8 protein-coding genes are annotated in these 12,820 nt (G+C 42.5%); 1 reads left to right on the top strand and 7 read right to left on the bottom strand.

Going from position 1 to position 12,820, the window contains the following annotated elements:
- Window positions 1–44: 44 nt before the first annotated feature.
- Entirely contained in the window at window positions 45–1,343 is a 1,299-nt protein-coding gene (locus EE896_RS06870; protein ID WP_004571306.1) for a succinylglutamate desuccinylase/aspartoacylase family protein, read from the top strand.
- Between the two features lie 35 nt (window positions 1,344–1,378).
- On the opposite strand, the gene gndA is transcribed toward EE896_RS06870, so the two are convergent.
- From gndA to EE896_RS06835, 7 genes are all read right to left on the bottom strand, one after another.
- Entirely contained in the window at window positions 1,379–2,788 is a 1,410-nt protein-coding gene (gene gndA, locus EE896_RS06865) for an NADP-dependent phosphogluconate dehydrogenase (RefSeq protein WP_078804566.1), read from the bottom strand.
- A 196-nt stretch (window positions 2,789–2,984) separates the two neighbouring features.
- Complete coding sequence (locus EE896_RS06860) at window positions 2,985–3,800, bottom strand: glycosyltransferase family 2 protein (protein WP_039659814.1); 816 nt, start codon at window positions 3,798–3,800, stop codon at window positions 2,985–2,987.
- Window positions 3,801–3,813: 13 nt separating this feature from the next.
- Window positions 3,814–4,746 (bottom strand): glycosyltransferase family 2 protein, encoded by a 933-nt coding sequence (locus EE896_RS06855; protein WP_140033230.1) that lies wholly within the window; start codon window positions 4,744–4,746, stop codon window positions 3,814–3,816.
- Window positions 4,740–6,575, bottom strand: a complete 1,836-nt coding sequence (locus tag EE896_RS06850) for an HAD family hydrolase (RefSeq protein ID WP_052250639.1) — start codon at window positions 6,573–6,575, stop codon at window positions 4,740–4,742. Before EE896_RS06850 ends, EE896_RS06855 begins: the two co-directional genes overlap by 7 nt.
- Window positions 6,572–10,498, bottom strand: a complete 3,927-nt coding sequence (locus tag EE896_RS06845) for a glycosyltransferase (RefSeq protein ID WP_153574557.1) — start codon at window positions 10,496–10,498, stop codon at window positions 6,572–6,574. The genes EE896_RS06850 and EE896_RS06845 overlap by 4 nt, the downstream gene beginning before the upstream one ends.
- Window positions 10,491–11,882 (bottom strand): ABC transporter ATP-binding protein, encoded by a 1,392-nt coding sequence (locus EE896_RS06840; RefSeq protein WP_004571300.1) that lies wholly within the window; start codon window positions 11,880–11,882, stop codon window positions 10,491–10,493. Before EE896_RS06840 ends, EE896_RS06845 begins: the two co-directional genes overlap by 8 nt.
- On the bottom strand, window positions 11,872–12,708 hold the full coding sequence (locus tag EE896_RS06835; RefSeq protein WP_039659810.1) for an ABC transporter permease: 837 nt from the start codon (window positions 12,706–12,708) through the stop codon (window positions 11,872–11,874). The genes EE896_RS06840 and EE896_RS06835 overlap by 11 nt, the downstream gene beginning before the upstream one ends.
- Between the last annotated feature and the right edge of the window lie 112 nt (window positions 12,709–12,820).

The following is a 12,820-nucleotide window of genomic DNA, read 5'->3' as shown; positions in this document are numbered from 1 at the left end:
CGGCGCGCTGTCGTCCTTTGCCGATTAAAGGACATTAACACGGTATGCATCAACAACATCATCCACTGTTAAGCGCCTCTTTAGGCACCCAGCGTGAAATCATCAGTTTTCATTTTGCTCCGGACCACGAGCGTCAGGTCTATATCCAGGCTGCGCTGCATGGCGATGAACTGCCCGGTATGGCGGTGGCATGGTTTCTGAAACAAAGACTGCAGTCGCTGGAGTCCGCCGGACAGCTGAAAGCCGCGTTTACCCTGGTGCCGGTTGCTAATCCCCTGGCGCTGGGACAGCACTGGCACGGCACCCATCTGGGTCGTTTCCATACGCTCTCTGGTCAGGACTTTAATCGCCGTTTTCCGTCACTGGGTACCACGCTGGCGGCCGGACTGGCGGATAGCCTGACGCAGAGTGAATCGCAGAACCGAAGCCTGATTCGCGACGCGATCGATCGTCACTATCGCGATACCGTGCCAAAAACGGAGCTGGATGCGCAGCGTTATACGCTGATGCGAATGGCCAGCCAGGCAGACCTGATGATTGACCTGCACTGTGACTGGGAAGCCGTGCCGCATCTCTACACCACGCCGCATGCCTGGCCGGACATTGAGCCGCTGGCGCGCTGGTTAGGCAGTGAAGTGCAGCTGCTGGCGCAGATCTCTGGCGGTGAACCGTTTGATGAAGCCTGCTGCGAACCCTGGCTGACGCTGGCAGAACGCTTTGGCAAAGATTACCCCATGCCACGTGGATTGCTGCCGGTGACGCTGGAGTTGCGTGGCGTGCGTGATGTGTCGCCTGAACAGGCGGAGAAAGATGCAGATGCGATTATTTCGGCACTTCAGGAAAGTGGTTATATCGGCTACAGCGAGCCCTCAATTTCCGTGGAAGTGGCTGCTCCTGTAATCGGTGGCGATGAACTGGTTCCGGCAAGCGCGGGCGGTGACGATATCGTGGCAATCAATGACGGTCCGATTGGTTTAAACGTGCCTGACGTTGCTGAAGCGCCAGGAGAGACGGGCGTGATTAAAGAACGTCACAGCGAAGGATCGGCGGCAGCCTCCCCTGCCCTGAAAAATCCCCCTACGCCGTTAGCAGGTTGCGAATACATTCATTCGCCGGTGTCAGGTCTGATTCTGCATCGTAAACCGCTTGGCGCACAGATTCGGCCAGGAGAAGTAGTCGCTGAGATTGTCGATCCGATTACTGACCATATTACGCCACTGGTGGCAGAACATGGCGGTATCCTCTATGCGAGACACTGGGTAAGATTTGCGACGGCAGGCATGCTGGTGGTGCGGCTGGCGGGTGAGAAGGAGATTCGGAGCGGGGATTTGCTGGTAGGATAAAAAAAGGGCTTCCCGAGGGAAGCCCTTTTTAGTGATTAATCTAACCACTCGGTGTGGAACACACCATCTTTGTCAATGCGCTTATAGGTATGCGCACCAAAGTAGTCACGCTGCGCCTGAATCAGGTTGGCAGGCAGCACTTCTGAACGGTAGCTGTCGTAGTAAGCAATCGCCGCAGAGAAGGTTGGCGTCGGGATGCCGTTCTGAATCGCGTAAGAAACCACATCACGCAGCGCCTGCTGATACTGATCCGCGATATCTTTGAAGTATGGCGCCAGCAACAGGTTAGCGATGCCTGCATCTGCTTCATAAGCATCAGTGATTTTCTGCAGGAACTGAGCACGGATGATGCAACCCGCGCGGAAGATCTTAGCGATTTCACCGTAATGCAGATCCCAGTTGTTCTCTTCTGACGCAGCACGCAGCTGTGAGAAGCCCTGCGCATAAGAGACAATTTTACCCAGGTACAATGCACGACGAACTTTCTCGATGAACTCTGCTTTGTCACCAGTAAACGCTTTAGCTTGTGGACCGCTCAGTACTTTAGAGGCCGCAACGCGCTGCGTTTTCAGTGACGAGAGGTAACGGGCAAAAACAGACTCGGTGATCAGTGACAGAGGCTCGCCAAGATCCAGTGAGCTCTGGCTGGTCCATTTACCGGTACCTTTGTTTGCTGCTTCATCCAGAATCACATCAACCAGATATTTACCTTCTTCGTCTTTCTTGGTGAAGATATCTTTGGTGATGTCGATCAGGTAGCTGCTCAGCTCGCCGTTATTCCACTCGGTGAAGGTTTGAGCCAGCTCTTCGTTGTTCAGGCCCAGAGCGCCTTTCAGCAGAGCATAAGCTTCAGCGATCAGCTGCATGTCGCCATACTCGATGCCGTTGTGAACCATCTTCACATAGTGACCCGCGCCGTCCGGACCGATGTAAGCCACACAGGCTTCGCCATCTTCCGCACGTGCCGCGATCTTATCCAGAATCGGCGCAACCAGCTCGTACGCTTCTTTCTGACCGCCAGGCATGATTGATGGGCCTTTCAGTGCGCCCTCTTCACCGCCGGAAACGCCGGTACCGATGAAGTTGAAGCCCTGATCAGAAAGCTCTTTGTTACGACGGATGGTGTCTTTATAGAAAGTGTTACCGCCATCGATCAGGATGTCACCTTTATCCAGGTGTGGAGTCAGTGAGGCGATAGTCTTATCAGTCGCTTCACCTGCCTGAACCATCAGCAGGATACGACGAGGTTTTTCCAGCGATTCGACAAACTCTTCAACGGTGTAAAAAGGAGCAAGCTTCTTGCCCTGGTTCTCAGCGATGACTTCATCAGTCTTTTCGCGTGAACGGTTGAAGATAGAAACAGTGTAACCGCGGCTCTCAATGTTAAGAGCCAGGTTGCGGCCCATCACTGCCATACCTACAACGCCGATCTGTTGCTTGGACATTATTTACTCCTGATCTATATATACAGAGCCGTTCAGCTCTATCCCAATAGCGAATGACAAACTCAGTCAATATAAACGTAACATCTATTATACATCATTTCATAAACAATGTTATCAGTAACATGACTGCGTTTAGATCAATAGAATTAGTTATAAGAAGAGTTACACTAATACGTAAATTCTGAAAAGTCTTTAATCACGAATTCTTACAGTTCAACTGGGAAAGGCACAAAGCGTTTAATCTGTCTCTCTCCGGATCAATAAGCCAGCCCCATTTATTAAAATAGCGAACTGCTGAGACGATGTGAAAAATAAGAAACTTAAAATCCTGATATGAACGTCTTTGCGATTCATGAACAACCATTGAATCAGGACAGTACTGGACATTCAGGCCTAAACCTGAAACCCGTCTGGATAAATCTACATCTTCAAGATAAAGAAAGAAGCGTTCATCAAAGCCACCGGTCTGGATGAGAGCCTGCTGACTAATCAGCATAAAACACCCTGAAAAAGATGGGGCATAAAATGGGCGTTGATAATCAGCATCGTGAAGTTCATATTCACGATTTGAATCGATAACATGTGGTGAGAAAAAACGCCGCATAAATAACTGATAGGGCGTAGGCAGAAGTTTACAACTATATTGAAGACTTCCGTCAGGATAAATGACTTTAGGTATAGTTAATGCAAGATGATTTTTTGTAGCAAAATTAAAAAGAGCATCAACCTCGCCAGAATTAAATGTGATATCGGGATTGCAAATAAGAAAATATTCCGATTCGGCTCGGTATTTTTCAAAAGCTTTATTATGGCCCGCACCAAAACCCTTATTATCCTGAAGCAACAAAACGGAAACCTTAGAATGTTTGTAATCGTTTAGCCAGTCGCAATGCCCACCGTTATCAACGATACAGACTTTATCAATACTTTCTTCAGATAACAATGAATCCAATGTGCGTGAAATATCCTTATAAGCATGACGATAGAGTACAAGCGATGCGATTATTTTCACGAGATTACCAAATTTAAAACTTGTTAAATAGAACGTATGAAAAGTTCGTTATCTGACCCACTCGGTTCTGATGATAAACTTTCGAGGCTTTGTATAATTTCAAGCGACTGAAAATATTACTGTTTCGTATCTGCCGAAAAGCATTATACCTGGCACGATTTTCGAACGTCATGTGGAGGTAAAGAAAGTCTAAAATTTGGAAATGAAGATCATTCCAGCGCCTGTTACGACCACGATAGGCATCAAAGAGATTGCCAAATCGTGTACTCAATTTCATTCCATTTCCGATTAAATTAGCTGTATGTTGCCTGTATAGTACCGTGGGCAATGGGTCATAGAAAACAGAACCACCACATGCAGTAACTATCAGATATAGAGCCCAATCATGTGCAATCATCGGAAATGAGAGCGTTTTATGAAAAAGTTGACGTGCGGCATGATTGAAAACCATAGTATTGCCGCTTGCGATATTTTGTATTAGTGCATTAGAAAACCCAGGTTTTTTATGGTTGAGAGATGAGTAACCAATAACATTATCATCCTTATCAATTAACTGAGTTCGTGAACAATATATTACCGGCGTCTCTTTAGAAAATGAACTAAGGTAACTCACTGCAAGTGACAGTTTATCAGGAAGCCATATATCATCCTGGTCAGCAAACGCATAATAATCCGAAATAATGTTTTCGTTGCCGATCATAGATTTAAAATTTTCGCAAAAACCTTGTTCTGGCCCTTGCAATAAAGTGCAATCATTCTGATTTTTTGAAAAAGAACTTTCTATAATTGAACGCGTATCATCACTGGAGCCATCGTCTGAAACCCATAAAGACCAGTTTTTCCATTTCTGGTGTTTAATTGAATTAAGTTGCTTTTCTATGTATGGGGCACCATTGTAGGTGCCCATCAGAATAGCAACATGTCCCTTTAGCGGCTTATTCAGCATTGAGAGGTGTTCTGAAAATAATCCTGAAACTTGATAACTTTGTTACGTGTACTGCCCCATGAATCAAAGTTTTCTATCTGCATAAATAATTTATTTTTGCGCCAGTCATCATTAGTCGTCAACGAAATTAAGGGCTGAGCAAGCTGCATAGGGGTCAGTTTGACCTGCAATCTCCCTATCATATGCAGGAAATCCTCACTAAACCTATCGACACCTTCAGTTAGTTGCGCATTGATTAAATTATGGTCCTTAGACTTTATACGTCCGGGATCCGTTACAGGAAGTACTGTATTTTTAATAGGCTTATAACCTATAACCGTATTATGTGGTGCAGAGAAAAACAACTCAATTGCTACCCGGTTTTCATAAATCTTATCCACTAAAGCTGGACTGGTAGAGTCATTGTTAATGAAAGCTTTCATGATCTGATGCGGCGAACGTCGTTTTCTTTCATACGTATTGGCAATGCAGAAATAGTAGCCAATAACATTTATGTTCATAAATTTTTTTACAGTATGAATGAATGCTTCTTGCGTGGTTCCACTCCAGCCAACATCAACCATAGCTACCGTATCCCCCTCATTAATACCTAAAGAATGAAGATACATAAATAGTCCACGTCGATTACGCTGGCATACTTTGAGAATCTCTGCACGTAATGCAATAAGGAACTTATGCACTAAGTCATAGTTATCTGGCGCTATGATCATGTCAGGAGCAATACCTACAGACAACATTACTTCATCTGCTGGAGGCTCTACACCAATACGCTCCAGTAATTCACCAGGTGATAAACCATCAGATCCTGACATCAGAAAACTGAGATTCTCATTAAAATTAGCTTCATCCATTAAAGCCAGGTTAAAGGCAATACGGGATCCCATAAAATAGGAAAACTCTGGCAACTTACCCTGAAAATGATGCGAAGCTATCCTTTCGAGTGAATAACCATCACGCGAAACAAATAATAATTTGTCAATGCTATCGGCAATGCTTTGCTTACGAATCCACTCCAGAAATCCCCATGTTGCAGGCGCCTGATACTTGTAGCCTAATTTCTGAAAAGAGTCTGCATTAATATTTTCAGACTGCAAGGTCCGGAGCATTCCGTTAATCAAGGAGGAAGCCAGGGACTGTTTCTTTCCTTTATTCGCCAGATGAATTGGCTCGTAGTGCCACGCACGGATATTTTTTTCACGTGGCTTAATATAATCAGCTAACTCATTGTCACCGATATGTAAAACCTCATGAGGTTCAACTTCGCATTCAGCAATCAAAAAGTCGAATATTTCTCCGGTATCGCGCTTGGTTGCATTACGATCGGCCGAAATGAACAGAGGGACTTCAGCCATATTGTATTTACTCAATGCTTCCCGAAAGAAACCTTCATCAAGATACATGTCAGAAGTAATAACCACTGTTTTACCAGCAGCAATCAGTTCATTGAAGAAATCCTTAAAAAATGGATTAGGTTCAACAAGTGCTAATTCAAGCTGATATTCAGCTTCCATGATGCTTTCACTATCTGCCCGGCTATCATGGAAATTGTTATAAATATTTCTTAATGTTATTTCTTTCCGGCCTTCTTTGACCATCTGCACAAAAGCATCCTTTTGTGCTTTACGGCGTAATTGTCTGAAGTCAGGAATTAGAAACTTATTTGCCAGAAGATCAAAGGCGTCTTCCGGATCATCCAGAGGTCGAACAAAGAGGGTATCGAAAAAATCAAAGGAGATAACTCTGGCGTCTTTAGCTAAATGACGAAGTGAAATCAGATCCATCTCTTCTTTCGTATAAGCAGGATTAACAGTGTTATCGTAAATAATCATTTCATAATCTCGAAATTATGTCCATTGAAAGCAAAATTCACATTATAGAATGGGTCATGCTGATAGTATTGAGGATGCTTGCTATTAAGGCGACCTAATTCATTTTGTAGACGCTTAACTTTTACCTCATCCATGTGGTCAAGTCCTCGAGACACTGATTCATGATGAATCAATGTTACAGCCTGACACATAACATTGTAATAGCCTTTTTCAACAAGACGCATACAAATATCGACATCATTATAAGCAATCGGGAAAGACTCATCAAAACCGTTGATTGATTCATATTTTTGACGATCTATCATCAAACATGCACCGGTGACAGCAAGCCAGTTATACTCAATCTGATTGCGTAAAAAGTACCCAGGATTGTTTTTATCGTGGCCAATGTAAGCATGAACTGGCCCGGTCTGCAAATTAAGAACGCCTGTATGCTGGATAGTATGTCCATCAGCATAAACAAGTTTAGCACCAACTGCACCAACATGTTTCTGCTGAGCATAACCGCCTAATCGTTGAAGCCAATCTTCCTGCAGCACTTCAGTGTCATCATTGAGGAAAAGTAACAGACTCCCCTTCGCATGCCCAACCCCAACATTATTAAGTTCTGAAAAGTTGAATGGTTTGTCGTGCCTGATGACTGAGATATTGTCATTAAGAGCGACTTTATCAAGATAATCAAGCGTTTCTCTCTTTTGAGAGCCGTTATCGACAATCACAATTTCATAATGTTTCCATGCAGTCTTATCTGTGATTGAGCTGATACAGCGAGAAAGTACATCATGGTTATCACGTGTCGGAATAATAATTGATACCAGGGTTTCAGCGCGAAGATTATAGTTAACGCGGAAATACCCGTGATAGCCAGGTAACTCTTCAACGATTCCATCAATACCACGACGTTTAAGGGCATCTTCACGTACAGCCTTTGAGGCAGCCAGGACATAGGGCTTAGCAGTAATATCAGAAGCAACAGAAGCTGGGATAATACGCCAGTGATAAAGAACTTTAGGAATATGGGAAATTTTCTGAGTCAGTTCACAGAGTCTTAAAATGAAATCCCAATCCTGACAACCATTGAATTCCGTACGTAATCCACCTAATTTCTGGGCAACGCTCAATCGAACACACGCAGCATGACAGGTGTACATTGTTCCCATCATCGTGTCCGGAGACCAGTCTGGTTTAAAGTGGGGTTGAGAATAGTTGCCTTCAGGTGTGAACTTGTCCTCATCACTATAAATAAAGTCCGGGTCTTCTTCATTTATACATTTAGCAAATTCAAATAAACAATCTTCAGTTAACTCGTCATCATGATCCAGGAAGACTATATAATCACCACTTGCATTATCAATAGCAATATTGGTTGCTCCTGCGATCCCCTGATTTTTATCCATATGGATTACTTTAATCCGGGGATCTTTGAAGGCGTTCAGTGCTGGTACGATCTCTTTATCCGGACTGCAATCATTAGCGAGAACCAGTTCCCAATTAGAATACCACTGATTCTCAACCGATTTAACCATCAATTCTAACAAATCTAATGGCGTGTTATAGATAGGAACAATAATCGAAAAAAGAGGCTGTGCTTCAAGTTCATTGAGCTTGTCTTCGAAGAAATTTGGTTTTTTAGCCGGGATATAGACATACTCATCAGGGCGTTCAGCAAATGAATAAGTGCCATCATTGCGGCGAGAAAGAAAGGTCGGATGAACATCTTTGTTGTTGTTAATAATTCCCTGCTCATATTGAGCCTGGTTAAAGGCTGGATGATGCCTGAACCAACTCGGCCGGACCTTCATAGCTAATTTAAGAGCTTTATCTTTGTATCGTTCAGGCAACTGAAGATAAAGATTCCGTAAAAAATCGCGTAAGCTTCGTTTCAGATTGCTGTCAGGTGCATTAACTCTCACTAATAAACTTCCTGTTTTTACTTTTACTTTCTGACCAAGATAAAACATTTTGAAAATTGTTCTTTTTGCCGGCGCCCTAAATCTTTCAGGTAGACGACGGCCTGCAACACGAAATGGAGCAGAGATTTTCCAGCTTGCAGAGTTTAAAATTTTCTCGATGTCATGCCGGTACTGATCCAGAAGATGGCCTTGTTGAGCATATATTGCATGTAGTTGATTTAGCTCATGCTGAAGTCTGACACTATTCTCATGTTCACCCTGAAGAGATTTTTCAAGATCTTCAATACGGCTTAGATAGTGACGCTGACGATTTTCTGCATGCCCTTTTAGTGAATTGTAGTCATTAGAGTCAAGCCAGTATTCAGCTCGCATACTTAAAGAAAATTCTTTAAGCATACTATAAATTTCTTCAGCATTTTTATGCTGAACTTGTGCCAGGAAATTAGCTTCCTGTCTTAAATAATTTCTTGAGTCCGCAGCAGAACAAGAGAAACCAATGACATTTAATGTGGCAACAGTCAAATCGGCTATGTTGTTACTATTACAAAACTTACTGTTACCTGCAGAAGTTACTCGCAATAAGGAGTGATATATACCGCGATAAGCAACGTACCCCAAAGTTATACTTTCTGATGCGTGCCATTCCTGATCGAAGAAAACAAACTCGCCATTATCCTTTTTAATCACGTTAAATGGTAACGCATCCAGATAAGAATCAGGCAATAAAATATCTTTGTCGATATCCAGTGAAACGCAAGCTTTCAGCTGAAGCTGATCAAGCCAGCCTTTCGCCCATGCGGCTAATTCTTCTACCAACCAATCAGGGCGGTTAACAATCCTTAAAAGATCTGACCATAATGATTGTCCGTAGATAAACCTTTCCAGTTCTTCACATAACACTTCACCATCCTGGCTTGAACCGGAAGAAACAGATAAACCTTCATTTGTTTTAATAAATTCAACGTTCTTTTTATTCTCGGTATTTCTATCATCAGAATAATAGATAGCAGCAACATTCTTATGAACAGACTCTTGTTTATTCATACTTGATACCATCAAAAAGGAACTTGATAGATCAGCCGCAATTTCATTATTCCAGATATTTTTAATACCCTGTTCAAGAGAAAACAAATATTGAGGTACAACCTGTTTTTCTTTATGGGCGCTTTCAACAGCTAATTGACTTAACTCTTTAGAGTAATTTTGCCATCCCAGTGGAGTAACTACAGCACAGGGTAATTTATAGTCAGGTAAAGGAAGATACTCCAGCGTATCAGTGAAACCAGCTTCATTAAGCTCACTTATTAATTCTTTTCTTCCGAAGGTAACTACGCTTTGTTTGTCATAACTGTTGTTAATACCAAACATCGGTATGTTGACATGGTCTTCACGCGCGCCTGCAAAATATTTGATGCCAATTTTATTTTCAATGGCTACAAAGATTTTACCATCATCTTTCAAACGCTCTTTACAGGCTTTTAAAAGATGCTGCTCTCCTTTCTCGCCAATAAAAACACGGGCATATTCAAGAACACCAATGAGTAAAACTGCGTCAAACTTGCCCAAGTCTGGTAGTGTATCTGAGGGTGCGCAAATAACAGTGACATTATCCAGATCCCGGCAACGAGAACGTGCAATATTTGCACGACGATAACTCCCCTCTACAGAGACAACTTCTGCTGCATTTTCTCCAAGATACCGACTAATGGCCCCGCATCCACAGCCAATTTCCAAAATGCGTTTATCTTTCATCCAACTCTGGAATGGACGTAATAAATTAGCCCGGACAGAGCTAAGATGATAGGTTGAGGGCCAGTCAACAATAAACTTTCCTAACTCTTTAGAATCAACAGTCACATCCGAGGCATTACGTATAGTGTCAAAAATGTAATTTTCAGAATCGTCTCCATCACTGTAAGCGAAGTCTCTCATGGTAGCAGGAGACCAGAGCGCAGTTTCTTCATTTTTACGAAAGCCAGCCTTTAACAAAATATTTTCTAAATTAGCCATTTTCAAGTTTTATTCTCGCGTTTAAATCGGCCAAACCCGTAAAAGTACCAACTGGGCCTACAGGTAAATGAATTGAATCATAGCGACGGTCATGAGGAATTATTTCACCCTGGGCATTACTACTTGCAATACCTACAGAGATAAAATAGTCACCTTCAAAAAGAAGATTAGGCACTTCAACTGATAAAAAAAAGGTCTCACCAGGCTTTGCTTCTTCAACAATAGAAACTGATTGCCATTCACTATTGGTATTATAAATGGTAACTCCATCTTTAGTTTTAATAGCGAAACCAAAAATAGGCCTGAAAATTAGCTCATGGCTAATTATCTTAAATAGAAACTTTATTTTCTTTTTAGGTTCGAATATACCAGGAAAACCTTTACCATCCTGCTCAAAATAATAGTCATAAATTTCAGCAGCTTTATCACCCCATCTATATTCAGATGGATTATAATGCGCGCGTTCGTGATAAGTGCTGTCTAACTTACGTTGCGTATCAGTTTTACTCTTAGCAGCTTCTTCTGCATCCGTTTCACGCCCCAGGCGCTCTCTCTCACCTTCAGCAGCGATAGAAATCTGCTTATCGACTTCATCACGTGTATTGTCTGAAGTGTTTTTCTTACCAAACAATATATCCAGGTAGCGGTTAATGACATCACGTGGTGCACCAGACAGCTGAGTAGTTCCACCATCCAGTAACAATGCTCGATCGCAATGAGTGACTATCTGTTCAGTTGCATGTGAAACAAAGAGAATTGAAGTGCCATTTTGTTTTAGCTTTTTTAATCGGGCAAAACATTTCGCCTGAAACTTTGCATCCCCCACAGCAAGCGCTTCATCAACGATTAGAATTTCCGGTTCGATCTGAGCCTGCACTGCAAATGCAAGGCGAACCAGCATTCCACTTGAGTAAGACCGTACAGGAGAATTTATAAAGTGCCCGATATCCGCGAACGAAAGAATATCATCCAGCCTTGACTCCGTTTCCTCTCGCGTTAAACCCATGAGCGATGCGTTGAGGTAAACATTTTCAAGTCCACTAAAATCGCTGTTGAAACCAGCACCCAGTTCCAACAGAGCCGCAACTCGTCCATTGACAGTTACACTACCGGATGTTGGCGTTAATGTACCGGCAATAATCTGAAGTAAAGTAGATTTGCCCGAACCATTTCGTCCCACTATTCCCATTGTCTCACCTTTTGGTAAAACAAAAGAAACATCTCTCAAAGCCCAAAAATCTTCATGATAAGCCCGGCTTTCACGTCCTACTACCCGGTCAACTTTTGGAACAATAAACTGCTTTAGTCTTCGTACTGGATTGTCATAAACTTGAAAACATTTACTTACGCCATCTATTACAATCGCATTTTCTTTAAAGGACATCAGCAAAACCTTTTCGCGTTTTTTGGAACCAGACGTAACACAGCCACATTACCAATAATGAGATAACTGTATAGATTCCAACACCAGTAAAATCAGGTAACTTGCCCCAGATAAGAACCGCTCTGGCCTGCTCAATAATAAATGTTAACGGATTAAGCATTATCAACGGACGCAAGTTTTCAGGAAGAGAGGATATCGGATAGAACACAGGAGACAAGAACATCATGACAGTCATTATTATAGTTATTGTCTGCCCCACATCTCGCAGATAGACGCCCAACGATGATAGAAACCAGGTCAAGCCTAAAGTTAATAATGCCAATGGAAAAACAACAACCGGTATGAAGATTATTGTCCAGTGAATGTAACCATTAAATATGAAAAAAGCGGTTATCAAAACGATCATGCTAATAAAACTATGGAAGAGCACACTTAGAAAACTCACAACCGGCAATATCTCTAAAGGAAAAACCACTTTTTTGACATAGTTTACATTGCCAAGTATCAGAGAAGGAGCACGGCTAAGTGTTTCGGCAAAAAGACTATGGATAATCAAGCCGACAAATAGAATAACGGCAAAATCAGTCTTAGATTCGTTAAGCGCTCCAGCTGTTCCCCATCGAGCTTTAAAAACGACTGAAAATACGAAGGTGTAAACCATGAGCATAAAAATGGGGTTAATAAATGACCACAGGATACCCATTGTTGAACCGCGATAACGACCAACAATCTCTCGTTTAGTCATTTGAAAAATAAGATTTCGATTTGCCCATGTCTGACGAATCAGAGAAAAGAGCGAGGTAGATCTCGAACTATGCGGATTCATTAGTAATCTCTTAAAAGCTGGGGCTGGAGTATTTACTGCTGTGACGAAATATTTTTTAATCTTAAGCTAACACAGTCCCAAAGGTGATGATGATCGAACCAATGTTGATTGA

It is taken from the genome of Pantoea eucalypti, assembly GCF_009646115.1.
In the GTDB taxonomy this organism is placed as follows: Bacteria; Pseudomonadota; Gammaproteobacteria; order Enterobacterales; family Enterobacteriaceae; genus Pantoea; species Pantoea eucalypti.
The sequence above is the reverse complement of the archived record's forward strand: the minus strand, read 5'-3'. Positions and strand labels throughout refer to the sequence as shown.